The organism is Pseudothioclava alba (assembly GCF_033100795.1).
Lineage (GTDB): Bacteria > Pseudomonadota > Alphaproteobacteria > Rhodobacterales > Rhodobacteraceae > Pseudothioclava.
On the sequence record NZ_JAWLVI010000006.1, the window covers coordinates 95,289 to 120,975 of the forward strand.

At 62.5% G+C, this 25,687-nt stretch carries 23 protein-coding genes and 1 pseudogene; 12 read left to right on the forward strand and 12 right to left on the reverse strand.

Going from position 1 to position 25,687, the window contains the following annotated elements:
- Positions 1-112: 112 nt before the first annotated feature.
- From RYZ20_RS13515 to RYZ20_RS13540, 6 genes are all read left to right on the forward strand, one after another.
- Positions 113-841: an SDR family NAD(P)-dependent oxidoreductase gene (locus RYZ20_RS13515; protein WP_317674332.1), complete on the forward strand. Its 729-nt coding sequence runs from the start codon at positions 113-115 to the stop codon at positions 839-841.
- Positions 842-937: 96 nt separating this feature from the next.
- On the forward strand, positions 938-2,029 hold the full coding sequence (locus tag RYZ20_RS13520) for an FAD-binding domain-containing protein (protein ID WP_317674334.1): 1,092 nt from the start codon (positions 938-940) through the stop codon (positions 2,027-2,029).
- A gap of 8 nt (positions 2,030-2,037) precedes the next feature.
- Positions 2,038-2,373 carry a thiol-disulfide oxidoreductase DCC family protein gene (locus RYZ20_RS13525; RefSeq protein WP_317674336.1) on the forward strand — a complete coding sequence of 112 codons (336 nt, stop codon included), beginning with the start codon at positions 2,038-2,040 and terminating at the stop codon, positions 2,371-2,373.
- An 87-nt stretch (positions 2,374-2,460) separates the two neighbouring features.
- Complete coding sequence (locus RYZ20_RS13530) at positions 2,461-3,693, forward strand: putative DNA modification/repair radical SAM protein (protein ID WP_317674338.1); 1,233 nt, start codon at positions 2,461-2,463, stop codon at positions 3,691-3,693.
- Positions 3,690-5,168: a UdgX family uracil-DNA binding protein gene (locus tag RYZ20_RS13535; RefSeq protein WP_317674340.1), complete on the forward strand. Its 1,479-nt coding sequence runs from the start codon at positions 3,690-3,692 to the stop codon at positions 5,166-5,168. Before RYZ20_RS13530 ends, RYZ20_RS13535 begins: the two co-directional genes overlap by 4 nt.
- Before the next feature lie 188 nt (positions 5,169-5,356).
- Entirely contained in the window at positions 5,357-6,817 is a 1,461-nt protein-coding gene (locus RYZ20_RS13540) for an aldehyde dehydrogenase family protein (protein ID WP_317674342.1), read from the forward strand.
- A gap of 323 nt (positions 6,818-7,140) precedes the next feature.
- Here RYZ20_RS13540 and RYZ20_RS13545 read toward each other — a convergent pair whose 3' ends face one another.
- The gene (locus RYZ20_RS13545; protein WP_317674343.1) at positions 7,141-8,268 is read right to left on the reverse strand and encodes an acyl-CoA dehydrogenase family protein; all 1,128 of its coding nucleotides are present in this window, start codon (positions 8,266-8,268) and stop codon (positions 7,141-7,143) included.
- A 3-nt stretch (positions 8,269-8,271) separates the two neighbouring features.
- The gene (locus RYZ20_RS13550; RefSeq protein ID WP_317674344.1) at positions 8,272-9,420 is read right to left on the reverse strand and encodes a CaiB/BaiF CoA transferase family protein; all 1,149 of its coding nucleotides are present in this window, start codon (positions 9,418-9,420) and stop codon (positions 8,272-8,274) included.
- Between the two features lie 80 nt (positions 9,421-9,500).
- On the opposite strand from RYZ20_RS13550, the gene RYZ20_RS13555 reads away from it, so the two are divergent.
- Positions 9,501-10,433 carry a LysR family transcriptional regulator gene (locus RYZ20_RS13555; RefSeq protein ID WP_317674345.1) on the forward strand — a complete coding sequence of 311 codons (933 nt, stop codon included), beginning with the start codon at positions 9,501-9,503 and terminating at the stop codon, positions 10,431-10,433.
- An 81-nt stretch (positions 10,434-10,514) separates the two neighbouring features.
- Here RYZ20_RS13555 and RYZ20_RS13560 read toward each other — a convergent pair whose 3' ends face one another.
- Entirely contained in the window at positions 10,515-11,033 is a 519-nt protein-coding gene (locus RYZ20_RS13560) for an IS5 family transposase (RefSeq protein ID WP_317674370.1), read from the reverse strand.
- Between the two features lie 16 nt (positions 11,034-11,049).
- Here RYZ20_RS13560 and istA point away from each other — a divergent pair, with 16 nt between their 5' ends.
- The 3 genes and pseudogenes from istA to RYZ20_RS13575 all read left to right on the forward strand — a co-directional run.
- Complete coding sequence (istA, locus tag RYZ20_RS13565) at positions 11,050-12,570, forward strand: IS21 family transposase (protein WP_317674346.1); 1,521 nt, start codon at positions 11,050-11,052, stop codon at positions 12,568-12,570.
- A complete protein-coding gene (istB, locus tag RYZ20_RS13570) occupies positions 12,557-13,285 on the forward strand; it encodes an IS21-like element helper ATPase IstB (protein ID WP_317674347.1) in 729 nt (242 codons plus the stop codon). The genes istA and istB overlap by 14 nt, the downstream gene beginning before the upstream one ends.
- A gap of 184 nt (positions 13,286-13,469) precedes the next feature.
- Positions 13,470-13,820: pseudogene (locus RYZ20_RS13575) on the forward strand (integrase core domain-containing protein); the annotation flags it as partial.
- A gap of 253 nt (positions 13,821-14,073) precedes the next feature.
- On the opposite strand, the gene RYZ20_RS13580 reads toward RYZ20_RS13575, so the two are convergent.
- The 8 genes from RYZ20_RS13580 to RYZ20_RS13615 form a co-directional block, all read right to left on the reverse strand.
- Positions 14,074-14,436, reverse strand: coding sequence for a hypothetical protein (locus RYZ20_RS13580; RefSeq protein ID WP_317674348.1), 363 nt, complete (start codon positions 14,434-14,436; stop codon positions 14,074-14,076).
- 39 nt (positions 14,437-14,475) lie between these two features.
- Entirely contained in the window at positions 14,476-16,269 is a 1,794-nt protein-coding gene (locus RYZ20_RS13585; protein ID WP_317674350.1) for a PHA/PHB synthase family protein, read from the reverse strand.
- Between the two features lie 100 nt (positions 16,270-16,369).
- Complete coding sequence (locus tag RYZ20_RS13590; protein WP_317674352.1) at positions 16,370-17,494, reverse strand: ABC transporter permease; 1,125 nt, start codon at positions 17,492-17,494, stop codon at positions 16,370-16,372.
- A 1-nt stretch (position 17,495) separates the two neighbouring features.
- Positions 17,496-20,225, reverse strand: a complete 2,730-nt coding sequence (gene rbbA / locus RYZ20_RS13595) for a ribosome-associated ATPase/putative transporter RbbA (protein WP_317674353.1) — start codon at positions 20,223-20,225, stop codon at positions 17,496-17,498.
- On the reverse strand, positions 20,222-21,235 hold the full coding sequence (locus RYZ20_RS13600) for an HlyD family secretion protein (RefSeq protein ID WP_317674355.1): 1,014 nt from the start codon (positions 21,233-21,235) through the stop codon (positions 20,222-20,224). The genes rbbA and RYZ20_RS13600 overlap by 4 nt, the downstream gene beginning before the upstream one ends.
- 52 nt (positions 21,236-21,287) lie before the next feature.
- The gene (locus RYZ20_RS13605) at positions 21,288-22,070 is read right to left on the reverse strand and encodes an LOG family protein (protein WP_317674357.1); all 783 of its coding nucleotides are present in this window, start codon (positions 22,068-22,070) and stop codon (positions 21,288-21,290) included.
- Positions 22,067-23,515, reverse strand: coding sequence for an MBL fold metallo-hydrolase RNA specificity domain-containing protein (locus tag RYZ20_RS13610; protein ID WP_317674359.1), 1,449 nt, complete (start codon positions 23,513-23,515; stop codon positions 22,067-22,069). The genes RYZ20_RS13605 and RYZ20_RS13610 overlap by 4 nt, the downstream gene beginning before the upstream one ends.
- On the reverse strand, positions 23,512-24,141 hold the full coding sequence (locus RYZ20_RS13615; RefSeq protein ID WP_317674361.1) for a TetR/AcrR family transcriptional regulator: 630 nt from the start codon (positions 24,139-24,141) through the stop codon (positions 23,512-23,514). The genes RYZ20_RS13610 and RYZ20_RS13615 overlap by 4 nt, the downstream gene beginning before the upstream one ends.
- Before the next feature lie 194 nt (positions 24,142-24,335).
- On the opposite strand from RYZ20_RS13615, the gene RYZ20_RS13620 reads away from it, so the two are divergent.
- Together RYZ20_RS13620 and RYZ20_RS13630 are read left to right on the forward strand one after the other, a co-directional pair.
- The gene (locus RYZ20_RS13620; RefSeq protein WP_317674363.1) at positions 24,336-24,698 is read left to right on the forward strand and encodes a hypothetical protein; all 363 of its coding nucleotides are present in this window, start codon (positions 24,336-24,338) and stop codon (positions 24,696-24,698) included.
- 434 nt (positions 24,699-25,132) lie between these two features.
- Positions 25,133-25,312: an MIT C-terminal domain-containing protein gene (locus RYZ20_RS13630; protein ID WP_317674372.1), complete on the forward strand. Its 180-nt coding sequence runs from the start codon at positions 25,133-25,135 to the stop codon at positions 25,310-25,312.
- A gap of 6 nt (positions 25,313-25,318) precedes the next feature.
- On the opposite strand, the gene RYZ20_RS13635 is transcribed toward RYZ20_RS13630, so the two are convergent.
- On the reverse strand, positions 25,319-25,573 hold the full coding sequence (locus RYZ20_RS13635; RefSeq protein WP_317674365.1) for a hypothetical protein: 255 nt from the start codon (positions 25,571-25,573) through the stop codon (positions 25,319-25,321).
- Positions 25,574-25,687 lie beyond the last annotated feature (114 nt).

The following is a 25,687-nucleotide window of genomic DNA, read 5'->3' on the forward strand; positions in this document are numbered from 1 at the left end:
GCCGGCCTGGGGCTCGGTGACGCACGGCTTGACCCCTGCTGGCGCGGGTACATATCTAAACCTGAAATGAATGGTATCGGCAGGCCCGATGCGGACAAAACACAGGGGCATCATGGCGGGCAAGGTTTTGATCTGGGGCGGGTCTGGCGGCATTGGCGCGCAAACGGCGCGGGCTTTGTCCGGGCAGGGTTATGCGCTGCACCTGGTGGGGCGCGATACGGCAAAGCTGGCCGATTTAGCGGCCGAACTCGGCGCTGGTATCAGCGAGGCCGATGTGACCGACGACACCGCCTTTGCGCGGGTCGCGGCCGAGGCGGGGGGGATGCTGTCAGGGCTGGTCTATGCGGTGGGCAGCATCAACCTGCGCCCGCTTGCGCGGTTGAGCGCCGATGATTTTACCCGTGATTTTCGGCTGAATGCACAAGGCGCGGCTCTGGCGATTCAGGCGGCGCTGCCCGCGCTGAAGGCGGCACCGGGGGTCACATCGGTGGTGTTGTTTTCCTCTGTAGCGGTGGCACAGGGGTTTTCGGCCCATGCCTCGGTTTCGATGGCCAAAGGCGCCGTCGAGGGATTGACCCGCGCCTTGGCCGCCGAGCTTGCCCCGAAAATCCGCGTAAATGCGATTGCGCCTTCGCTGACTGAAACCCCCTTGGCGGCGGGGCTGACGGGAAATCCGCAGATGGCAGCCTCACTCGCGCAGATGCATCCGCTGGGGCGGCTGGGCAAACCACAAGATAGTGCCGCGTTGGCGGCCTTCTTGATTTCCGAGCAAGCGGATTGGATTTCTGGTCAGGTGATCGGCGTCGATGGCGGGCGGGCGCGGCTGCGTTCAAAGGGCTGAGAGAGCAAGAGGATGACCGATCTTCCGCTGACCCGTGCAGAGGCTTTGGAGCGTCTTGCGGCTTTTGTCCCTTTTGCCGGGGAAGATTACGCGCGCTTGCGCAACAAGGATCTGGGGGCTGGGCGACACAACCATGTGTCGCGCCTCTCGGCAGCTTTGCGGCGACGTTTGGTCAGCGAAGAAGAGACAATCGCCGCCGTTCTTGCCCGGCACCCCTATCGTGCAGCGGAAAAGTTCATCAGCGAGGTTTTTTGGCGCAGCTATTGGAAGGGCTGGCTTGAATCCCGCCCCACCCTTTGGCCTGCCTACCTGCATGCCGTCGCGCAGGCCAACGCACGGCTGGCGACGGACCAAAGCCTGCGCCAACGTCACGCCATGGCCTGCGCGGGGCAAACCGGCATCGACTGTTTCGACGCTTGGGTGCGCGAGTTGGAAGCAACCGGCTATCTGCACAACTGGGCACGGATGCAGTTTGCCTCGATCTGGGTGTTCACGCTGGACCTTCCGTGGGAACTCGGGGCGAGCTTTACGATGAAGCGGTTTGTCGATTCCGATCCAGCCAGCAACACGCTGTCTTGGCGCTGGGTCGCGGGGCTGCACACCGCGGGCAAGGCGTATCTGAGCGACGCGGCGTTGATTGCGGCCATGACACAAGGTCGCTTTGCGCCCCAAGGTCTGTCGACGCTGGCTGTGATTGGGCCCGATACGCTGTCGGTGCCCCGGCCCCTGCCACCACGCCAACCCGCCAAACCGGACCCCTCAATGCCCAGCTTACTGGTGCTGAGCATCGAGGACCTGTCACCCGAGACAGTACCTCAATTGCATGGCCTGCCGATCCATTCGATTGCCTTTCTGCCGGGCGCAACTGCAGCAGATCAGGTCGTGCTGAAAGATGCGTTGGCGCGGGCGCAAGACCGCTGGCCAAAGGCAAAATGCCACGGCGCGCTGTCCCCCGCCAATCTAGCCGAAGCAGCGAAAGACTGCGCCCAGATCGTGACAGCCTTCGTCCCGGTTGGTCTGGTGGCCGACGGGTTCGGCCCGCTGCGGCAAGCGGCATTGGCACAAGGTTTGCCGCTCAAGGAATACTTGCGTGATTGGGACGCACAGGTTTGGCCGCACTGCCAAAAGGGCTTTTTCGCTCTGAAGGAAAACATTCCAGCCCTTGTCGCGCAGCGAGGTTTGGCATGAGAGCCTCTTTGACAGTCTGGTTCGACAGCGCCTGCCCCCTTTGCCAGCGCGAAATCGCCCTAATGCGGCGGCTGGACCGGCGCGGGGCGATCCATTTCGTCGATGTCTGCGCCCCGGATGCCGACTGCCCGATTGACCGAGCCGACCTGCTGACCCGGTTTCACGCGCAAGAAAATGGCAGGCTGCTTTCGGGCGCAGCCGCCTTTGCCGCAATGTGGCGGGCCATCCCGCTGTTGCGCCCGCTGGGCCTCTTGGCCGATTGGCCACCCATTTCCCCCGCCTTCGAGGCGGCATACCGCGGTTTTCTACGCCTGCGCCCAAGCCTGCAAAGGCTGTTCAAGTAGCAATTTCCAGTGGTGCATTCCCATCGACGAAAGCGTGGTCTTGCTTTCCCTGTTGACGAACAAAAAGTGAACACTACATTAGACCGCATGGCAATCATGACCTTGCAAACCAAGCTTGCGATCCTGTCGGATGCAGCAAAATACGATGCGTCCTGTGCATCATCGGGTGGAGAAAAGCGCGACTCCCGCAAGGGGGGCCTTGGATCATCCGGCGGCAGCGGCATCTGTCATGCCTATACGCCGGATGGGCGCTGCATCTCGCTTTTGAAAATTCTGATGACCAATTTCTGCGTCTTCGACTGCGCCTATTGCATCAACAGGGTATCCTCAAATGTCGAGCGGGCGCGGTTTTCGGTCGAAGAAGTCGTCACGCTGACGCTGGAGTTTTACCGACGCAACTATATCGAGGGGCTGTTTTTGTCGTCAGGCATCATCCGCTCGCCCGATCAGACCATGGCCGACATGGTACGCATCGCGCAGACTTTGCGACAGGATCACGCCTTTCGCGGCTATATCCATCTGAAAACCATCCCCGATGCTTCGCCAGACCTGATCCGACAGGCGGGGCTTTATGCCGACCGGCTGTCGATCAATGTCGAGTTGCCGCAGGATGCCTCCTTGCGCAAATTCGCGCCCGAAAAGCGACCGGAGACAATCCGCGCCACGATGGCGCAGGTGCGGCTGGAGGGAGAGGCCGCCAAAGAGCTGTCGCATACTGGGAAAAGGCCGCCGCGCTTTGTGCCTGCGGGACAAAGCACGCAGATGATTATTGGCGCGGATGGCACGGATGATGTGACAATTCTGACCTCTGCAACGCGGCTGTACAGCGGCTACAAACTGCGGCGGGTTTATTACTCGGCGTTCTCGCCCATCCCGGATGCGTCAGCGCTGCTGCCGCTGGTCCAGCCGCCCTTGCTGCGCGAACATCGACTGTATCAGGCCGACTGGCTGTTGCGGTTCTATGGGTTTAGCGCCGACGAGATTGCCACCGGAGCCACCGCTGGTCATCTGGACCTTGAGCTTGACCCCAAGCTTGCATGGGCCTTGCAGCATCGCGGCCAGTTCCCTTTGGATGTGAACACCGCGAGCAAGGAAATGCTGCTGCGGGTGCCCGGCTTTGGCACCAAAACGGTGGCGCGGATCATCGCCGCCCGCCGGAGCCGTGCGCTGCGTTACGAAGATTTGGTACGGATCGGAGCGCTGATGACAAAGGCCAAGGCCTTTGTCAGCCTGCCCGGTTGGACCCCCGGAGCCATGACCGACAGCGCCAACCTGCGGGCCCGTTTCGCGCCTGCCCCTGTACAACTGACCCTGCTGTGACCTTCGGTGTCACCTTGCCAGAGCGGGGCACGTTTGACGCATGGCGCATGGCGGCACGGTTGGCCATCTCGCACCGCATTGCGCCCGCGGACATGGATTGGACGGGCGCGAACAGTCTGTTTGCCGCCGCCCCGTTACCTGCGCACCCCGGCACCCATCAGATTTTGGTCCCGCAAAGCTTTGTGCATCTGGCAAGTTCGGTCATCTGGCACTCGGACCCCGAGCGTTTTGCCCTGCTTTATCAAGCCCTGTGGCGGCTGGACCGGGGCGAGGGCGCCCCCCTGTCGCAGGCCGATCCCCTTGGCCGCCGTCTGCATCTGCTGGCCAAGAATGTTGGCCGCGACATTCACAAGATGCACGCCTTTGTACGCTTTCGCGAGTGCCCCGCCAATGGCCCGCGCCGCCGCTTTGCCGCGTGGTTTGAACCCGAGCACAATACGCTGGAACCCGGCAGCGCATTCTTTGCGAAGCGTTTTGGCGATATGGACTGGATGATCGCCACCCCCCGCTTGACCGCACGGTTTCAGGATGGCCGGCTGACCTTCGGCCCAGCAGCGCCGCGTCCCGCCCTACCCGATGATGCCGCAGAGGGTCTTTGGGCTACCTATTTTGCCAACATCTTCAACCCGGCACGCATCAAGCTGGATGCGATGCAGTCGGAAATGCCCAAGAAATACTGGAAGAACCTGCCCGAAACCCGCCTGATCCCGGACATGCTGAAAGATGCCGAAGCGCGGGTACAGCGCATGCACGCGGCGGGCGCATCACAGGTGCGGCCCGGGGCTGCTGCAATCTCGACCCGCTACCGCGCCGCGATGCCGCAGGTGCCCGAGCCTAACGATGCTTTGCCAGACACGCTTGACCAAGCCCGAGCGGCGGCCATGACGTGTCGCAGGTGCGCGCTGTGCGAGGGGGCGACCCAGACGGTCTGGGGCTCCGGTTCTAGGGATGCGGTCTTGATGATCGTGGGCGAACAGCCCGGCGATCAAGAGGATCTGACCGGCCGCCCCTTTGTCGGCCCCGCAGGTCAGATCTTGCAGCAGGCGATGACGGCGGCGGGTATTGACCCGGACAGGGTCTGGCTGACCAATGCCGTCAAGCATTTCAAGTTCACCGCGCACGGCAAGCAGCGCCTCCACCTCCCCCCTGAGCGCACCGAAGTGGAGCGGTGTCGCTGGTGGCTGGGGCTGGAACTGGCTTTTATTCGGCCAAAGGTGACGCTGGCCTTAGGGGCAAGCGCAGCCTTTGCTTTGACAGGTCGTGACACGCCCTTACCCAAGCGGCGCGTAACAGTTGAGCAGGGTTTGCATGAAGGGCCGGTTGTGGTGTCGTGGCATCCGGCGAATAGTCTGCGCCGGAGCGATCAGGACCAGCAAAACCGCGCCCGTAATGATTTGGCTCGGGATCTGGAGGCCGCCTTTGCCCTTGCGCAAGACCAGATGCAGACCGTCAAAACTCTGCCTACAGCACGCTGATCAATAGCCTGCAGCAGCGTCCGGTGATGACCATTGAGTGACCTGCCGCGAACGCGCTCCACCCGACAGGACTGACAAGGAACAACCGTCCGCAGCCATCCCGCCGCCCATCCACGACATAAACTGTCGCTGCGCCACTTGCCGCTGCCGCTGCCCCTTGCCACACTCGCCACACCCCGGAGGATTACATGCTCATCAAGCGCGACTTCTACATCGACGGCCGCTGGACCGCCGCCGCCGCCCCCCGCGACTGCGAGGTGATCGACCCCTCGACCGAGGAGGCCTGCGCCATCATCTCGCTCGACTCCGAGGCGGATACCGATCTCGCCGTCGCCGCAGCGAAGCGCGCCTTCCCCGCATGGGCCGCCACCCCACCCGCCGAACGCAAGCGCTATGTCGAGGCCATCCTCGCCCAATACGAGGCCCGCGCAGAAGAAATGGCCCGCGCCATCAGCCTTGAAATGGGCGCCCCCATCGACATGTCGCGCAGCGATCAGGCCCCCTGCCTGCCCTGGCACCTCAAGAACTTCCTCACCGCCTTCGACCATATCGAGTGGGTCCGCCCCTTGGGCCCGCATACACCCAATGACCGTATCGCGCTGGAACCCATCGGTGTGGTGGGCCTGATCACGCCCTGGAACTGGCCGATGAACCAGGTCACGCTCAAGGTGATCCCCGCGCTTCTGGCAGGCTGCACCTGCGTGCTGAAACCGTCCGAGGAATCGCCCCTTTCCTCGCTCCTCTTCGCTGAGTTCGTGCATGACGCGGGCGTGCCTGCAGGCGTGTTCAACCTCGTCAACGGCGATGGGCTTGGCGTCGGCGCGCGTCTCTCGACGCATCCCGATGTCGAGATGATCTCCTTCACCGGCTCCACGCGCGCCGGCAAGGCCATCTCGAAAGCCGCCGCCGAAACGTTGAAGCGGGTCACGCTGGAACTCGGTGGAAAGGGCGCGAACTTGATCTTCGCCGATGCCGATGACCGCGCTGTGGAGCGCGGCGTGCGCCATTGCTTCAACAACTCCGGACAAAGCTGCAATGCCCCCACCCGCATGCTGGTGGAACGCCCCGTCTATGACCGTGCGGTGGAAATCGCCAAACAGGTGGCCGCAGCGACCAGGGTCGCCTCTGCCCACGAACCCGGCCGCCATATTGGCCCCGTGGTGAACAAGCGGCAATGGGATCAGATTCAGGGCTACATCCAGAAAGGCATCGAGGAAGGTGCGCGTCTCGTCGCAGGCGGCCTCGGCCTACCCGAAGGGATGAACAAAGGCTACTTCGTCCGCCCCACCATCTTTGCCGACGTCAAACCCGGCATGACGATTGAGAAAGAAGAAATCTTCGGCCCTGTCCTTTCCATCATACCCTTCGACACCGAGGCCGAGGCGGTGCAGATCGCCAATGACACACCCTACGGCCTGAGTAATTACGTCCAGTCGCAAGACGGCGCCCGCCGCAACCGTCTCGCGCGGCAGCTCCGCGCGGGCATGGTGGAAATGAACGGCAAATCCCGCAGCGCAGGCTCGCCCTTCGGCGGCGTAAAGGCGTCGGGTCGCGCGCGGGAAGGTGGCATCTGGGGGATCGAAGAATTTCTCGAAGCCAAAGCCATCTCCGGCTGGGACCCCGACGCCGAAGGGGTTGCCGCCGAGTGATGCAAATCTGACCTCTGGCCTTCATCTCGGCCGAAAAATCAATTCTACGCATCTTCTTGGTACCTGCGTCCCGAGACATCGCGTATTTTCGGTATTTCAGCCGAGATGAAAGGGTGGCCATAACCGCTCCCACAGGGCGGTGCGCGTCAGACATGCTTCACCGCTTGTGAACCCTGCCACGGTCGGCGTCGCATCGAGTAGCCACCACTCTAAGAACAGGCCACTGTCTGGACCGCGTACCGGCAAGTAGCGTCTGGTCAGCCGGAGATTGCGCCACTTCCAAATTCCCGCCACCTCCGTGACAAGGCGTCAGCTGGTCCCTGTCAGGACAACAATTCCCGGGCAATGATGGTGCGTTGAATCTCGGAGCTGCCTTCGTAGATCCGGAAAATCCGCAGATCCCGCAAATGGCGTTCCAGTGGGAAATCTCGGCAATAGCCATAGCCGCCATGGATCTGCAATGCGCGGTCCGCGATGCGCCATGCAGCCTCTGAGGCGAAAAGCTTGGCGTGGGCGCTTTCCGAGGCATAGCGCGCACCGGTGCCGCGCAGGCGGGCGGCGGCATAGCCCAAGGCGCGGGCGGCGGCGAGGTCATTGGCGCTGTCGGCAAGCATCCATTGCAGGCCCTGGAAATCGGCAATCGGTTTGCCGCTGATCTGCCGATCCTTGGCATAGGCCACCGCTGCCTCGAGTGCGACGGCGGCAATGCCCGTGGCTTGGGCGGCAACCTCAATCCGGCCATTGTCCAACACCTTCATCGCGGTGCGAAACCCGCTGCCCTCTGGCCCGATCCGGTTTTCCTCTGGCACAAGGCAGTCGAAGGTTACGCCGAAGACATGACCGCCGCGCAGGCCCATGGTGCGCTCGGGTGGTGCTATCGTGATGCCCGGCGTCACGGCAGGTTCGATCACAAAGGCGGAGACCCCGCGTGCGCCAGCCTCGGGGCCGGTCTTGGCGTAGACCACGATGAACTCGGCCGCGCCTGCGTTCGAGATGAAGCATTTCGACCCGCGCAACCGATAGCCGGTCCCCTCGCGCCGCGCGGTGGTGCGCATGTCGGCCGGGTTGGAGCCCGCCCCGGGTTCAGTCAGCGCAAAGGCCCCCAAGGCACCCTGTGCGGCGCGCGGCAGGATGCGAGCCTTGAGCACGGCATCGCCGCCAAGATGCAGGCTGTCAGTTGCCAGAAAATGCGCGGTTAGCATCGACGCGGTCGAGGCGCAGGCCCCCGCGATGATCTCGACGGCGCGGTACAGCATCGGGCCGCTGAGACCCAGCCCCCCTTCGGCTTCTGGCAGGTTCAGCCCCATCAACCCCAAGGCAGTCATGGCGGGCAGGTGGCAGGTCGCAAAGCGGGCCGTTTCGTCCAGTTCTGCGGCTTTCGGTGCCAAAACCTCGGTTGCGAAACGGGTGATCTCGGTCAGGATGGCCTGTTCGTCGTCGTTCCACATCATTGCTTAGCCCTCCAGCTCGGCGCGAATTTCGGCGCCATGCTCGTCAAGCCCGGGGGCTGGACGGCGCTGCCCACGCGGGCTGCCGACAAACTGAACTGGCTGTTCGGGCAGGTGGAGCGAGCCAAGCGTCGGATGGGTCACCGACGACACAAGGCCGCGGGCGATGGCATGATCCGAGGTCCAGGCCTGTCGCACCGTTGCCAGTGGCGCGGCGGGGATGCCCGCTTCGGCCAGAGCGGCCGCAGCGCCTGCTGCGGTTTGCCCCGCGGCCCATGTCTCGATTGCCTGCGCCAGAATGGGCTCGTTCGCCCGGCGATCGCTGTCGCTGGCAAGGCGCGGATCGCTCGCCAAGTCTGGCCGTCCGATGGCCGCACAGAAACCGGCAAACAGTTTGTCATTCAGAACTGCCACCGCAAAATGGCCCTCTCCCGCCGCATAGACGCCGAACGGCGCGGAAAGCGCATGCTTGTTCCCCGTCCGCACCGGCGTCTGGTCAGCCACCAGCACGCGCGCGGCGGCCGTGGGCATCATCGAGGCCAGCGCATCGGCCAGCGCCACATCAATCACCCGTCCGCGACCTGTCCTCTGCCGTTCATGCAGCGCGGCCATGATGCCCCAACCGGCAAAAAGTCCTGCCGCCACATCGGCAATCGCCTCGCCCACCATCGTAGGCGCGCCGTCGGGGCGGCCCGTCAATTCCATCAGGCCGCTCATCGCTTGCACGATGATGTCATAGGCGGGCCGAGAGGCCAGCGGCCCGGTCTGCCCAAACCCCGACACCGAGGCATAGATCAGCCGCGGATTGCGGGCGCAAAGTGCTTCTGCGCCAAGGCCCAGTCGGTCCATGACGCCTGGGCGGAAATTCTCGATCAGCACATCGGCACGGTCGGCCAAAGCAATGGCCGTGTCGCGGTCTTTGGGGCGTTTTAGGTCCAGCACGATGGACCGCTTGCCGCGGTTGACCGACTGGAACAGGGCGCTTTCGCCTTGATGAAACGGTCCGACATGGCGGTATTCGTCGCCCTCCGGGCCTTCAACCTTGATGATATCCGCCCCCAGATCAGCCATCAGCGCTGTGGCATAGGGCCCGGCAAGCACGCGGGTGAAATCAAGGACGCGCAGGTCAGACAGCGGTTTGGCGTTGTGGGTCATGGGGGCCTCGCAGTGGATTGCCCTACATTAGGCGAAACCAATCTATAGGCAGAAATAATAGTTCCATATATACTTGATGAATGAATCCTATTCCCTTCAGTTTTCGCCAGATCGACTATGTGCTTGCCGTGGCCGAAACCGGATCAACGGCTTCGGCGGCGCGGGCGCTTAACGTCTCACAGCCCTCTGTCTCGGTCGCGATCACGCAGATCGAGGCGCATTTCGGGGCACCCCTGTTCCGTCGCCTGCCGGGGCTTGGCATGTCGCCCACCCCCTTTGGCCATGACCGACTGGCGGGCCTTCGCCGGCTTCGGGCCGAGGCGGGGCGGGTTTTTGGCGAACTGTCGGACAGCGTGCAAGAATTGCGTCTGGGGGTCTACTCGACGCTCGGGCCGCGCTATGCCCCGATGCTGATCCGTCAGTTTACCGCCGCCCATCCCGGGGCCAGAGTTCACTTGACCGAAGGTGACATCGCAGAACTTTGCCAGTCGATCTTGGCGGGAACGCTTGATCTGGCGCTGCTTTATGATGTGGGGTTGCCCACGGGGCTTGATGCCACCCTGTTGGCCGAAGTGCAGCCCCGGGCTGTGCTGCCGGTGGATCATCCGTTGGCACAGCACGAGACGGTCGACTTGCGGGATCTGGCCCGCGATCCGTTGATCTTGGTCAATCTGCCGCATAGCCGGAGCTACATGCTCTCCTTGTTTCAAATCGCAGGCGCCGTGCCCGAAATCGCCTATGAAACCGGTTCGATTGAAATGCTGCGCGCACTGGTGGCAAACGGGCAGGGGGTAGGGATTTTGGCCACAGACCTGCCGTATGGCCAGACCTATGACAACCGCAGCGTCGTCACCCGCCCGCTTGCCGGCAACATGCCCCCGAGCCGCGTGGTTCTGATCCGTGCGGGCAGGTTCGAGCCGACGGCGACAATGCGGGCTTTCAAAGACCTTTCTCTGAAAGAAGTTGGCACGGCATCGGCCACGGCAAATGGCAATTCCTATGCTGGCGTATGATGCGTGGCCACACCGTCTGGCTGTCTATTCAGCTTGATATTGAGCAGGCCAAGACTTTTAGGGTCAGGACTCGTTCTGGTTTCATAGCCAGAACATGACGGTTGCTGCGAGAGCGACGGCAGAGAGGAAGACCTTCGGGCATCGGTCGTAGCGGGTCGCGACCCTGCGCCAGTCCTTCAGACGTCCGAACATGATCTCGATCCGGTTGCGGCGTTTGTAGCGACGCTTGTCGTGCTTGATGGGCTTGCCGCGAGACTTCCTTCCGGGGATGCAGGGCTTTATCCCCTTGTCTTTCAATGATTCTCTGAACCAGTCGGCGTCATATCCCCGGTCAGCGGGCAGCCAATCTGCCTTTGGCAAGCTGCTCAGCAGCGCCGCCGCGCCGGTGTAATCACTGACTTGGCCTGCCGTCATGAAGAACTGGATCGGGCGACCATCGGCGTCGGTGACGGCGTGCAACTTGGTGTTCATGCCGCCCTTGGTTCGACCGATCAGACTGTATAGCGGCGTGCAATTTTGACCCCCTGCAGGGGGTGATCGGCGTCCAAAATTGACCCCTCCCTGAATTTGCGTGGATTGTTTCGCCTGTTCGGACGACAGGCGGAGAGATCAGGGGATGATCACAGTGGAAACGATACTGAAAGTGCGTTGCGACAAGCACGTACACGGCAAGAGCATCAAGGAGATTTGCCGGACGCGCGGCCTCAATCGGAATACGGTTCGGGGGATATTACGTTCAGAAGAAACGGCCCGGACCTATAAGCCTCGTCAAAAACAACCGCTACCAAAGCTTGGCGATTTCGAAGCTCGTTTGATTGAACTTTTGAAGGAAAATGAAGCGCGTAAGCGCAAGGATCGTTGGCGGCTGACCCGGATATGTGATGTTTTACAGCGCGAAGGTTATGAAGGCGGGTATGACAGCGTGCGGCGCTATGCCAATCGTTGGAAGCAATCGCAAGGTCGAGGCCTTGAGCATGCCTTCGTTCCGCTGTGGTTTGCTCCTGGGGAAGCCTATCAGTTCGACTGGAGCCACGAGACCGTAATCATGGGTGGTGTCTCAGTAGAGGTCAAAGTGGCGCATTTTCGCCTTTGCCATAGCCGCCTGTCTTTCGTCGTGGCCTATCCCCGAGAGACGCAGGAAATGGTTTTTGACGCGCACAATCGCGCCTTCGCCTTTTTCGGCGGAACCTGTTCTCGAGGCATCTACGACAATATGACGACGGCAGTTGACGCGATCCTGATCGGCAAGGCTCGTGTGTTCAACAAGAGATTTTTGCAGATGTGCTCGCATTTCTTGATTGAGCCAACGGCCTGCTCGCCGGCGGCGGGTTGGGAAAAAGGTCAGGTTGAGAACGATGTTAAAAATGGCCGCCAGCGGCATTTCATACCGCGCCTTCGGGTTGGATCTTTTGAAGAGTTGAACGATCTTCTGGCAGAACAATCACTGAACCATGCCCGCACGGCCCGCCATCCAGAGTATACGGATCGCAGCATATGGGACGTGTTTGAGGACGAGCGCGCGCACCTGATCAACGCTCCGGTTTCTTTCGACGGTTTCAGAGAGGAAACCGTGACGGTATCGAAGACTTGCCTCGTTACTTTCGATCGGAACCGATACAGCGTTTGTGCAACGGCCGCTCGTAAGACCATTGAGCTGAAGGTCTATGCGGATCGGGTCGTGATGCGTTTGGATGACAAGATCATTGGCGAGCATCCCCGCACGTTCGGGCGAGACAAAACGACGTATAATCCTTGGCACTACGTTCCCCTGCTTGAGCGAAAGCCCGGCGCGCTGCGTAACGGCGCCCCTTTCAGGGACATGGAGCTTCCATCATCGATGCAGAAAGTGCGGGTGCGCCTGAAGGCCGTCGATGATGGTGATCGGCAAATGGTCGATATCCTGCTGGCAGCCTGGGCTCACGGCCTGCCGGCCGTCGAGGAGGCATGCCAAGAAGCACTCGCGTCGGGTTTACGAAGTGCTGATGCTATTTTGAACATCGTGTCGCGGCGGCAAGCTGTTGAGCCCGATGTCGGCACGATCAGTAACTTGCCACAACATCTAACCCTGACAGAAGAGCCCATAGCGGACTGCGCTCGTTACGATGTCTTGCGGGGGCTGTGTCATGCAGCGGAATGACATCATGGCCGCTCTGCAAGAGCTGCAACTCGCAGGGATGCGTGCAGCTTATGACGAAATCATGCAAAGTGGTCTGCGCCTGAAGAAGACGCCAGCAGAAATCGTCGGTGACTTGCTCAACGCGGAACTCGCCGACAAACGAGCTCGGTCGATCCAGTATCAGATGGGCGTGGCGCGTTTCCCAATGCTGAAATCACTCGGCGATTTCCGGTTTGACGACAGTCCTGTGAATGAACCTCTTATGAGAGAACTGCATAGCGGCAGCTTTCTGGATCTGGCACGCAATGCCGTTCTAGTCGGCGGAAGTGGCTCGGGGAAAACCCATTTGGCGATTGCGATTGGCGCCAATGCCGTCCGTAATCAAAGGCGTGTGCGCTTCTACAGCACCGTTGATCTCGTCAACAAACTTGAGGCCGAAAAGAGAGAAGGCCGCGTGGGACGTTTGGCGGACAGCTTACTCCGCGTCGATCTCGTGATCCTCGACGAACTGGGGTACTTGCCGTTCGCCAAAGAGGGAGGCCAGTTGCTCTTTCATCTCGCCGCCAAGCTCTATGAACACACGTCGATCATCATCACCACAAACCTGACCTTCGCTGAATGGCCAAGCGTTTTTGGCGATGCAAAAATGACGACGGCGCTGCTCGATCGCCTCACACACCACTGCGATATTATCGAAACCGGGAACGAAAGCTGGCGCTTTAAAAACCGTGACTAGCAAGACGAAAGTGCGCCGACTGTTCCGATAAATGGGGTCTGCACAGCCGGCGCACTTTCTCCCGATTCTCTCCAAAACAACTCACAATTGCTAATGGCCGCCGCCAGAAAACCTGGCTCCAGAGGGGTCAAATTTGCACGCCGAAATGGGGTCTGATTTGGATGCCGATTGACAGATCTGGCAAAGAAAGACGCCAGATAACAAGAGCTTGGTTCATCATTCGGACCGTGGCTCCCAATACTTGTCCATCAAGTATACTGAGCGCCTGGCCGAGGCAGAGATCGATCTTTCAGTCGGCACTGTCGGCGATGCCTATGATAATGCCCTTGCCGAATGCGTGATCGGTTTGTTCAAAACCGAGGTCATCAACCAAATCGGCCCCTGGAAATCGATGCGTGAGGTTGAATGGGAAACCTTGAAATGGGTCGATTGGTATAACAATCGCCGCCTTCTAGGCCCCATCGGTTACATCCCTCCCGTAGAAGCAGAGGAGGCGTTCTATGCAAACCTGAACTCACTCGATATGGTCGCCTGAAATATGAACAAACCACCCTCCGGTAAAGCCGGGGCGGTTCACGGATGTATGCCGCTGACATTCTCGCAGGGGACGTCGCCGCACACATTCGCGGCGATGAAATTGCTGAGCGGGCCGCTCAGCCGGACGGCCATCGTGGTCGTGCGGGCCACGGCGGCAATCCTCCGATGATCCTTGTATTCGATATAACCAAAAACGCACACACTACAAGGCGAACCCGGCACTCCCCGACCCTTCCAGTCGTCGGGCTGTGTCACCGGCGTCTGAATGCGATTGTGGCGATCACTGCCCAAACCGCGGTGCGAAATCCCATTGCGCCGAAGGTACGGCCCATCCACGCTCCGCCCTGAGCGATGTGCCAGAGAAATCCCACAAAGATGATCGCCGTCGCCAGGGCTATGGCACCTGCAAGCCATTGCGCCCATGTCGCCCCGCGCCAGAGACCATAACCGGCGGCAATATAGGCAAATCCGGCGACGTAGTTGAACCAGACTACGAATGACACCACGCCGGGCCCCGGGGAGATCAGGGCGCGCGCGCCCGAGATGATGGTGATTGCTCCGAAGATGACAGCCACGGCGGCTGCGATGGTCAAAATGTGGGGGCGTTCAGGCATGAAATCCTCATCTTGTCGGAAGACGGGCCAGGGCCGGCCTCATCGTTGATGGACATAGGTTCCCGGCGCGTCGGCGAGCGCCGGATAGCCCTGTTCGGGCGCACCCGGAACCAAAGGCGCGGACAGGGGATCAACGGACGAGTGGGTGGCGAGCCATTCGGCCCATGCCTCCCACCAAGATCCTTCCCGAGGAGTGGCCTGTTCGGCCCATTGCTCGGGCGTCCGGCACGGAGTACCGGCAAGCTTGACGGCAACCCGGTAGCGCCGGTTGGCCCGGCCCGGTTCGCTGATGATTCCGGCATTGTGACCGCCGCTCGCAAGGGCGAAGGTCACTTCCGAACTGGTCAGGTAATGAACCTTGTAAACCGACTTCCAGGGCGCCACATGATCGCGCTCGGCGCCGACCACGAAGAGGGGCACACGGATATTCTGGAGTGCAGCCGGACGCCCCTCGACCATGAAGCGCCCGGCGGCGAGCTCGTTATCGAGATAGAGCTTTTGCAGGTATTCGGCGTGCATGCGATAGGGCATGCGGGTTGCGTCGGCGTTCCATGCCATCAGGTCGATCATCGGCGTGCGCTCGCCCATCAGATATTCACGGATGCGGCGTGACCAGACGAGATCGTTCGTGCGCAGAAGCTGGAACGCTCCCGCCATCTGATCGGCCGAAAGATAGCCTCGGGTCCACATCATGCTTTCGAGGTAATGCATCTGGCTGTGGTCGATGAAAAGGGCAAGCTCGCCCGGTTCGGAGAAATCGGTCTGCGCGGCCAGGAGCGTGACCGAGGCCAGCCGGTCATCACCCCGGCAGCCCATCGACGCGGCGGCGATCGACAACAGCGTCCCGCCAAGGCAGTAGCCGGTGGCATGGATCCTGTGTCCGGGGCGGATGGCAGAGACCGCGTCAACGGCGGCCATGATCCCCAGCCGGCGATAATCGTCGATCCCGAGGTTGCGGTCTTCAGCGGTTGGATTGCGCCACGAGATGCAGAAGACCGTGTGTCCCCTGCCAACCAGATAGCGGATCAGCGAGTCATGCGGTGAAAGATCAAGAATATAGTACTTCATGATCCAGGCCGGGACGATCAGCACCGGCTCGGCCCGCACTGTTTCGGTGGTGGGAGCATACTGGATCACTTCGATCAGATCGTTGCGAAAAACCACCTTGCCCGGGGTGACAGCCACATCGTGGCCGACGACGAACTCTTCGGCCCCCACGGGCAATCGGCCATCTGCGAGGCGCGTCACATCCTCGAGCCAGTTGTTAAACCCTTGGACAAAGTTCATGCCAGCGGTCGTGGCGGTTCTCCCGATGACCTCGGGGTTGGTCATGGGGTTGTTCGAAGGCGAGACGGTGTCGAGGATCTGGCGGACGGTGAACGATACCATGTCTTCATGATGCGGTGTGACGCCGGGAACAGATGTCGTAACCTCGCGCCACCACTGCTGGCCAAGCAGGAATCCTTGCGCCCACAGATTGAACGGCGGCTTTCCCCACTCCTCGGCATCGAAGCGATTGTCGCCCGGCGCGGCCTCGACCGGGGATCCGGAGTCGCGGTTCACGGCCGCGGCAAGGGCAAAGGTGGCAAACCGGCTGGCCGCCTCACCGGCTTTCACGGCCAGTTCCATCTGCTTTCCAGGAGCGTTCGCCAAGTGAATCGACCAGTCGATGAACGACAGCGCCAATGCAGCCGGCGACATGCCGCCTGTGAATCGTCCTCGCCGCGCGGACCAGATCCGGTCGACTATGCGGAAGGGTGCGTCTTCGGCGATCGGCTCGGACGGAGCGATGCACGGCGCGGAGGGGGCGGGTGTCCTGTCTTGCTGATTCATCCGATTTTCCTCCGCAATGAGTGAAACGATGCAGCCGTCGGGCGGTGTCCGGTTTCCCGCCTTTTCGGCCGGGCAACCGCCGGCGATTTCGATCCCGGGATCATCCCGTCACGCTCATGGAGCGACGGAAGAGCGCGAGGCTTGCTCCGAAGAACGCCGCCCCCAGCCCCGCCATCAGTGCCAGTTGCGACCAGACGGCAGCCAGCCCGGCGCCGCGAAACGCCACCGCCTTGGCAAAGGCAAGGAAGTGGCGAGAGGGGAGCGCCAGCGTCAGCTTCTGCACGAGGTCAGGCTGGCTTTCCACCGCACCCATGCCGCCCGAAAGCATGATGACCGGAATGATCACCATGATCACCAGCAGCGCGAACTGAGCCATGCTGCGGGCGAGCGTGCCGAGGAGCATCCCGATTGCCGAGGCCGCCCAGAGATACACGGCGGCCCCCCCGACAAGGAGCGGCATCGATCCCGCGACGGGCACGTCGAGGACTCCCCGAACCACCACCAGCAGCGAGCCGGTGAAGGCCGCCAGCACAACGACCATCGTCGCCAGCACCTTGGAAAACGCCACTTCGGCCGGACTGAGCGGCATCACCATCAGATGCTCGATCGTCCCGTGTTCGCGTTCGCGCAACATGGCGGCCCCGGTCAGCGCGATGGTGAGGACCGACAGCTGATTGAGGAGCGAGGACATCGCTTTGAACCAGACCGGGTTGCCATTGGGGTTGAAGGCACGCCGCAGCTCCAGCTCCAGATCGGGCGGCGCGGCTTCAGGGCTGGCGGCCAGGAACACCTGCGCCTCTTGCTGGACGATATTGCGCAGATAGTCGGTGCCGAGCTGCGCCTGCGACACCGCCGTGGCGTCGGCCAGAAGCTGCGCTTCCGGAGCACGGCCGGCGATGGCATCGGCGGCGAAACGGGGCGGAAACGAAAGCACGAACATGATCTCGCCACGGTCCATTGCGGCCGCCGCCTGATCGGCGGTCATCTCGACCGGCGGCTGGAACCAGGGCGGCATCAACGCGTCCGAAATCTGGCGCGACAGGCCGGAACGGTCCTCGTCGACAATGGCGATCGACGCATTGCGCACCGTGTCGCCGGCTCCCCGCGCCTCGAGCATGACGGCCACGACGAAAGACCAGACGATCAGGATCACCATGACCGGATCGCCAAGGACGCTTTTCAGCTCTTTCCCGGTCAGCCAGAAGGTATTGATCAGGGGGCGCATGCTACCTCTCCTGCTTTTTCAGGATGGCGATCGCGATCCCGGTGAAAACCGGCCCGAACACCGCAAGCCGCATCAGCGCGCCGCTGAGGTCGGCAAGGCCAAGACCCTTGGTGTAGCTGCCCACGCTCGCCATCATGTACCATGTTGTGGGCCACAGGCTGCCCAGGGCGCGGGCCGGTCCGTCGAGGGATGAAACCGGCGTGAGCATCCCCGAAAACTGCAGGGTGGGCATTACCGAGAGCACGGTGCTGGCGAAGACCGCGGTGACCTGGGTCGACGTCATCATTGACACCATCAGCCCGAACCCCGTCGCCGCAACGACATAGACAACTGTCGCCAGCACCAGGACCAGCGGATTGCCGTGCAGCGGCACACCCAGCACCAGCACCACGAGCGCCGTCAGGATGGCGAAGTTCAAAAGCCCGATGCCGATGTAGACAAGCTGCTTGCCGATCAGGAACTCTGCCCGGCCGGTCGGCGTGACGTAGAAATTGGTAATCGTCCCGATCTCCTTTTCCCGCGCCACGCTGACCGCCATCAGGATGGCCGGGAACAACAGCAACAACAGCGGCGGGATCGACGGCCCGATCGACGGCAGGCTGGCCATGTCAGGGTTGTAGCGAAAGCGCGGCTCCAGCGTGACAGGGGGCGGCATCTGCGCCTCGGCCCGCCCTGGCGCGATTCCGGCCAGTGCCGACCCATGCGCGCCCGAAACATAGCTCTCGATCGTGCCGGCGCGCGCCGTATCCGCGCCGTCGATCGTGGCGGCAACGGTATTGCCATGGCCGCCCCGCAGATCGGCGCCGAACCGGGGCGGGATCTCCAGCGCCAGCGCCAGTTCGCCACTGGTCATCCGGTCGTCCAGCGCCTGCACGTCCAGGATCGGCGATTTCAGCTTGAACCAGGGGGAATCGCGATAGGCCGAGACATAGGCCCGGCTTGCGGGAGTGTCGTCATGGTCGAGGACGGCAAAGGGAATATCGCGCACCTCCTGGGAAATGCCGAAGGACATGATGAGGAGAAGCAGGGCGCTGCCGAGAAAGGCGAAGGCCAGTCGAACCGGATCGCGGCGCACCTGCATCGCCTCGCGCGAGGTGAAGGCCAGAAGCCGGCCAAGGCTGAAACCCGCCGCATCAGGGGAGGTTGCCGCCTTGGCTGTCAGTGCCGGCGGGGCCTCGGGTTCGGGCGGCAGTTCGGCGGCCATATAGGCGATGAAGGCCTCTTCCAGCGAGGTGGCGTCGCTGTCGTCGACGATCTTCGCGGGCCGGTCCGACACCAGAACCCGTCCTGCATGCATGAGCGAGATGCGGTCGCAACGCATCGCCTCGTCCATGAAATGGGTCGAGATGAAGATCGTCACCTTGTCGTTGCGCGACAGGTCCAGGAGAAGGTGCCAGAACTCATCGCGCGCCTGTGGATCGACGCCCGAAGTCGGCTCGTCCAGGATCAGGATCTCGGGCGAATGGATCACCGCCACCGCCAGCGACAGCCGTTGCCTCAGCCCCAGCGGCAGGTCGCCCGCCTTCTGGCCCATGTGCTCGGTCAGACCAAAGCGGGGCACAAGGTCGGCCAGGCGTTCTCCGGTGAGCTTCGCCCCCAGATGGTAGAGCCGCGCGTGAAGGACGAGGTTCTCGTGGACCGTGAGTTCGCCGTAAAGCGAGAAGGATTGAGACATGAAGCCCACGCGGGCCCGCGCTTCCAGGCCCTGATTGGCAACGGACCGGCCGAAGATCCAGGCCTCGCCCTCGGTGGGGGGCAGAAGGCCGGTCAGCATCTTCATCGTCGTCGTCTTGCCGCAGCCGTTGGATCCTAGAAAGCCGAAGATCTCGCCCTGCGGGATGTCGAAACTGACGGAATCGACGGCGGTGAAATCGCCGAACCGGCGGGTAAGCCCGCGCGCGCGGATGGCAATCTCGCCGTGTTCGGGAAGATCCGCAGGGGGAGGTGCGGCGGGCTGCGGCATATCCTTATCCGTGTTGGATTGCCGCATGAGCGCGACATAGGCATCGCCGACCGTGCCTGTGCCCGTCCTTGCCATCAGTTCGGCCGGCGGGCCTTCGGCCAGCACGCGACCGCCGTCCATCGCCACCAGATGATCGAAGAGCGCGGCTTCTTCCATGTAGGCGGTCGAGACGAGTACGCTCATCTCCGGACGGTCGGCACGTATCGCCGCGATCAGATCCCAGAACTGTCGGCGCGAAAGGGGGTCCACCCCGGTCGTGGGTTCATCGAGCAGCAGGAAATCGGGGTCATGGATCAGCGACGAACACAGCCCCAGCTTCTGTTTCATCCCGCCCGAAAGCTTGCCCGCTGGCCGGTCGAGGAATGGGTAGAGCCCGGTAGCCCGTGTGAGTCTTTCGATGCGTGTGCGCCGGTCGACCCGGCCCAGTGCGAAGAGCTTGCCGAAGAACTCCATATTCTCGCGTACCGAAAGGTCGTGGTAGAGGTTGCGCCCCAACCCCTGCGGCATGAAGGCGATGCGCCCGCCCATGGCTGTGCGGTGGCGTGCCTTGGCCATGCTGCCGCCAAGACACATTACTTCGCCCTGCTGAAGTCGCTTGGCTCCGGCAATCAGGCCCATCAGCGTTGATTTGCCCACCCCGTCCGGACCGATCAGCCCGACCATCCGTCCGGCCGGAAGATCAAGCGTTAAGTCAGAGAGTGCCACCACCTTGCCATATCGGTGCGTGACACCTTCAAGCCGCGCCACTGGGCCAGGTGTGGCGCTCATGGCGTGGCCTTGGCCGGCAGGCCAAGAAGCGGCGGGGTCAGCCCGGCCGGCCAGGCGGACAGGGTGCCATCCGGGGCCGCAAGGCGCACCCAGGCCACGCCGCGCACACCAGTCTTGACCTGATCCACCCGCGCGAGCACGAATTCGGACGGGATCCTCACCCGGACACGGAACATCAGGCTTTCGCGCTCGCTCAGCGTCTCGACCTGCTTGGGCGTGAACTGCGCCTGCGGCGAGACGAAGATCACCGTCGCGGGGACGGACTGGTCGGGCATGATGTCCGCCACGATACGCGCTTCGTCGCCGATGACGACGCGCGGGGCGTCGGTCGCAGGCAGGAAGAACTCCATGTAGACCTCGCCGAGGTCGATCAGTGTCAGTATCTTGCCGCCACCGGCGACGATCTCGCCGGGCCGGGCGAGGCGATAGAGGACGCGCGCGGGTCCGGAGGCATGGAGCGTCGCGTCGGCAATGCGTTCTGCGATCTCGGACCGGGCCGCCAGTTCTGCCTCGACAGAGCGCTCCTTGGACAGGCGTGTCGCCTCGGCCGCGGCTAGGTTGGCCTCTGCCAGTTGTGTTTCGGTTCGCTTCACGTCGAGATTCTCGCGCGAGATGACATCCCGCTGGCTGAGCATTTCCGCCCGTGCTTGTTCGCTTTGCGCCAATGCGAGCCGCGCCTGCGCTTCCTGCACCTGCGCCGCAGCCACGCCAACTGCGGCTTCTGCACTTGCCACGCCGGCATCGGCACGGGTGAGCTGGGCACGGAGTTCAGCCGTATCCATGATGGCCAGCACGTCGCCTGCCTTGACGAGGTCCCCCTCCCGCACCCGGACTTCAGCCACGCGGCCTGCGAGCTTCGGCGATATGTCGATCAAGTCCGCCTCGATCCTGCCGTTGCCGCGGGAAAACCCCTCCGGCGGTAGGTCGGACGGCCGGAAGAGCACCGTCCATGCGCCAAACCCCAGGAGTGCGGCGAGAAGGACGACGATAATGATGATACGGCGCGACATCGTAGGTTTCTCCGGCTGAATGCAGGCACAGGTGTTCAGGGCCGAGCGAAGGTCATGGCGGTGGCTTCCCGCCATAGAAGTTCTCGAGCACCGCGATGGCTTCTTCGGCGGTGTCGACGACGGTGAAGAGGTCAACGTCAGCGGGATCGATCATCCCCTCCGCCACTAGGAAGCCGAAATCCACCGCCCGGCTCCAGAAGGCCGACCCGAAGAGGACGATCGGGATCGCTTCCATCTTGCCGGTCTGGACCAGCGCCAGCATTTCAAACACCTCGTCCAGCGTGCCGTAGCCACCCGGAAAGGCGACCATGGCGCGTGCTCGCAAGGCGAAATGCATCTTGCGGATGGCGAAGTAACGGAAACGGAAGGCGAGGTCCGGCGTGATGAAGGGGTTTGGCGCCTGCTCGTGCGGCAGGGTGATGTTGAGCCCCATCGACCGGGCCCCCACCTCCCAGGCGCCGCGGTTCGCCGCTTCCATGATCCCGGGCCCACCCCCGGTCACGACGACGAAATCGCGCCGCCCCTCCTCCTGGAAACGGCGTGAAACCATGCCGGCAAAGCGCCGCGCCTCGTCGAGATAGCGCGCATGCCGCTGCGCGCGTTCCGGGTCGGCCTCATGTCCGGCCGGCCCCATCCGGGCGCTGCCGAAGACGACGACGGTCGAGCGGATCGCGTGCTGGCGCAGGGCGCGCTCGGGCTTCACCAGCTCCAGTTGCAGGCGCAGCGGCCGGAGATCGGCGTCGGCCAGAAGGTCGGCATCCTCGTGGGCAAGGCGATAGGAGGGGCTGGCAAGGATCGCCCCTCGCAGACCTTCGCGGTTGTCTGCGGAATTCATGGCTGGACCGCCGCGCGTCTGAGAGGCGGCCATCTGAGCGGCGGCCATTCAAGCGTGGCGTTGCGTTCCGGGACGACGGCGGGCCAGCCGAAGTCATCACGCAGACGGCCGGCAAAAGTCTCGGCGACCTGCGCTTCTCCGTGGGTGATGATGACCCGCGACGGTGCGCGGCGAAAGTGGCCGACCCAATCCAGGAGGGCGGGCTGATCGGCATGGGCCGAGAAACCGTTCAGGGTGTGCACCGAGGCCCGGACGGGAATGTCGTCTCCGAAAATCCGCACCCGTCGCGCACCGTCCACGAGCCGGCGCCCCAGCGTGCCCTGTGCCTGAAAACCGGTGATCAGGATGGCGGATTCCGGTCGCGGCAGATTGTGACGCAGGTGGTGCCGGATACGCCCGGCGTCGCACATGCCACTGGCCGATATGATGATGGCGCCGCTCTCGATCTGGTTGAGCGCCTTCGACTCCTCCGTGCTGGCCGTGAACCGCAGCCGGGGCCGGTCCGGCGCGGCTTCATGCCAACCGACGAGGCTTCGTGCCTCTTCGTCGAAAAGAGCCAGATGGCTCTTCGTGATCTGCGTGGCACGGTCGGCCATGGGCGAGTCGACATAGATCGAAAGGTCGCGCAGTCTGCCCTGTCGGGTGACGCAATGCAGGTGATAAAGGATCTCCTGGGTCCGTCCGACCGCAAAGGCCGGCATGATCACGTTGCCCCCGCGCGCGCGGTTTTCGGAGATGACCTTGACCATCTCCTCGAGCGTTGCTGCCTGGTCGCGGTGGGCCCGGTCCCCATAGGTGGATTCCATCACAAGAATATCCGCGTCCGCGATGGGCGTGGGATCATGCAGGATGGCACGTCCGGGCTGACCCAGGTCGCCGGAGAAGACCAATTTCACGGTTTCGCCTGCCTCTGCGACCCAGACTTCGATGATCGCTGAACCGAGGATGTGACCCGCGTCGCGGAAGATGCAGACGACATCGGGATGCGGTGCGATGCAAGCGTCATAGGGGTGGGTCTTCAACTGCCGCAAGCAAGCCTCGGCATCCGTCATCGTGTAGATCGGCACCGTGGGGCCGGGCGTGGCCCGCCGCGTGCCACGCCCACCCCGAGCCGCCCGCGCGGCGTCCATTTCCTGGATATGGGCGCTGTCGCGTAGCATCACGTCAAGCAGGTCGGCCGTCGCGGGCGTCGTCAGGATCGGGCCGCCGAAACCATCCTTCGTCAGCTTCGGCAGCATTCCGCTGTGGTCGATATGCGCATGCGTCAGCAGCGCGAAATCCAGCGAACGCGGGTTGAAGGCAAAGGGCTGACGGTTGCGGGTGGCCGCGTCGCGAGCCGCGCCCTGGACCATTCCGCAATCGACCAGGAACCGGACTGTGTCCGTCTCGACAAGATAGCTCGATCCGGTTACTTCACGCGCCGCTCCGAGAACGGTCAGCTTCATTCCAAGTCCTCCTTCGGGGTTACCGCTGAAAGGAGTCCCGCGCGATAGATTGACCATACCCGGGACGCATCCGCGCGCATCCGCTCGCTGTCGCCATGGATGAGGTGCTGCATGACGAGCCCTTGGATCATTCCTAGAAATAGCGTGGCGGCGGCATCGATATCGAGATCGGGGTGCAGCACGCCTTCGGCGCGGGCGGCCGAAAGAATCCGCCGCAGCCGGTTCGCGTAATTCTCCACGAGCGTCCGCGCCATCCGCTTCGCCGGCGTCTCCCCAGAGTTTTGCAACTGCCCCACCATCATGCGCGGCACGCCCGGATGCTCGGCAATGAATTCTACATGACCAAGGAACATCGCCTTCAGCGCCGCCAGCGGATCTGACTCCGCCCCCGCCAGACGGTCGATGCGCGCGAGCAGACGCTCGGAGACCCACTCCATGACGCCCTGCCAGATCGCATCCTTGGTGGGGAAGTGCCGGAACAGCGCGCCCTGCGTCAGCTTCATCCGCGCGGCGATGGCCGAGGTGGTTATGTCCTCGGGGTTGGCGCTTGCCGCAAGCTCGATCACCGCCTCGACGGCCTCGGCCCGGCGCTCGTCGGAAGGCAGATATTTCGCTCGTGGAGACATTGGTGCCTTCATATTGAATCAAAGTGATTGATTACTTATTTTCATGACGGTAGAGAAATGTCAACCATCACTGACCAACTGCACAAGTCATTGCCCAAGAGTGCAACCAGGGGAGTGGCCTCATCAACAAAGAGAGCAAGTGAATACTTCGAAGAAATCAACCGATCCACGACGAACCGAAAGGGGTCAATCCCATGTACCACCAGGGCCGCGGACTTCTACTGAACGCGCTTCTTGTCTCGATGTTCTGCGCCGTCGCGGCGCCGCCTGCGTCGGCGGAGCCGATGACCGGCGCGCAGCTCACCGCGCAAATCATCGGCAAGGATCTCGTGACGCGACGCAAGGGTATGACAGTGCATCTGCGCTATGACAGCGACGGGACGGTCGCGGTGAAGACGCCGTTGTTCGAGGCGAGCGGTCATTGGATCCTTTCCGGCGACAGCCTTTGCATGACCCTTGCAGAAGGGCCGCGACGGGAAGAGACCTGCCATGTGTTCGAGGACATTGGCGGTGGTGCCTACAGAAACTCTGAGGGTCAGATCCTTCGGCAGCGGTGACCGAACACCCGTAGGTCGGATCGCCGCGTTGCGGGCGCAAAGTCTGGGCAGGCTCGAGTCACCGGCATTCGCTGCAATCGACTCCGTCAGCGGCACTATCCATTCCGTCAGCGGCACTATCCATGGGACATTCGGCTGGTGGGCGATTTCAGCCATGTAGCTGCCCGTGCGACGCCTGTGCAAGGCAATGCGAGACCACGCACAGGTTGGGCGCGGTGCGGATGCTGATGGAAAACCGCTAGGTCCGAGGTGAATGCCGCTCGGGACAGCGGTGCTAGAGCGGAATCCGATCAGTCTGGATCATACCATGCAGCGGCGAAGTATTTTTCGCATTCCTGCGGGGTGAAGGTTTGGGCGATGCGGCCGATGGCGCTCCAAAGGTCTTCGATGGGGCCTGACCGACGAGCCCCCCTTCGAACGCTGTCGCATCCTGGATCCACGCCCGGCACCTCGTGACAGACACTGGCTGGAAGATCCCGCTCGACCGGGGACTCGACGTGTTCCAGCGGGCAGACCTGAACAATGGGTTCAGCCCGGCCAACAGGCATCAGCGCTTCCGGCAAGTGAAGGCTTTTGATGTGACCTATCTGCGAGAAGGAGCGGATTCCTTCTGATATTGCTTACTTTTCCATGGGTTTGATGAAGTGTTTCTGAGGGTCGACCCAGCCAGATTGACGGGCGGCTAGACTTGAAACCGGCTCGAGAGGCAGGTGCACAATTGTCCCATCGCCACGCGGGACAGATGTGGCCTTGCCGTGCCAGCATTCCGGCGCAGCGAATTCCTGCCGCTCATTGAAACCGTGAATTCGTGAACCGGGCCGGGCAATGCCTGCGGTCGAGGCGTCTGGCGCTTCCTGCAGGGTGAATGCTGTCAATCGGCATCCAAATCAGACCCCATTTCGGCGTGCAAATTTGACCCCTCTGGAGCCAGGTTTTCTGGCGGCGGCCATTAGCAATTGTGAGTTGTTTTGGAGAGAATCGGGAGAAAG